Raw genomic sequence first — 271 nt, 5'->3', positions numbered from 1 at the left:
TTTTGAGTTGAAACGAAGAAAAAGTGTTAGTAGAAAATCGCCTTCGATTTTCCACCAACACAAAATATTATAGAACCTAAAAAAGCCGTTGATACGGCTTTTTTTCTTTTCAGAAAATTTATTGGAGAAAAACAGAAAATATGCTTGACCCTCAGAGAGAATAATGGTAAATTTATCAACGTTGGCAAAACACACCGACAGTCAAAACCTTTCAAAAAAACTTTTTGAAAAAAGGGCTTGACCAAAACGGAAACAGATGATATTATAACGA

Annotated in this window: 1 protein-coding gene; it reads right to left on the bottom strand. The window is 32.5% G+C overall.

Features of this window, described 5'->3' with window-relative positions:
* Window positions 1-26: 26 nt before the first annotated feature.
* On the bottom strand, window positions 27-271 hold a 245-nt coding region (locus DVW06_RS17620; protein WP_238696209.1), incomplete at its 5' end, for a hypothetical protein.

Origin of the sequence: Enterococcus sp. ARL09-542, assembly GCF_005234805.1 — a bacterium.
Lineage (GTDB): Bacteria > Bacillota > Bacilli > Lactobacillales > Enterococcaceae > Enterococcus_D > Enterococcus_D gallinarum.
This window is presented reverse-complemented; position numbering and strand designations above follow the sequence as displayed.